Below are 437 nucleotides of genomic sequence, written 5' to 3' on the forward strand. Positions count from 1 at the left end.
GCCATCGCCCGGGTGCTGGCCAACGAGGCCGAGGTGGTGCTGATGGACGAGCCCTTCGGTGCGCTCGATGCCAGGACCCGGGAGCGTTTGGAGGAGGGGCCCCTCGAGCCTTGGGGCGGGCCCGGGCTGACCGGGCTGTTCAGGACCCGAGCCATCGGGGGGGCGGTCTTCCCCGCCGACCCCGTCGTGGTGATGTCCCCGAGCCCCGGACGCATCGACACCGTGGCCGACATCGCCCTGGCCCGCCGGGGCGACGCCTCGAGCCCGGCCGTGAACGACACCCGCCGCATGCGCTCCTCCCAGCTTCACAGCCACCACGGGCGCGTGGCCGCCTGGGGGAGCGGTCTGTTGCGGCCATCGCGGCCATGCCCCGCCCACCCGCGCAGAGGGGGGAGGGAAGACCCCGCGCACGCGGCTGCGAATACCCATGACCGAAC

1 pseudogene is annotated in these 437 nt (G+C 74.4%); it reads left to right on the forward strand.

From position 1 onward, the window contains the following. Positions 1 to 437 (forward strand): annotated as a pseudogene (locus tag MKK58_RS01975) (hypothetical protein); the annotation flags it as partial.

Origin of the sequence: Methylobacterium sp. J-078, from assembly GCF_022829285.1 — a bacterium.
Classification (GTDB): Bacteria; Pseudomonadota; Alphaproteobacteria; order Rhizobiales; family Beijerinckiaceae; genus Methylobacterium.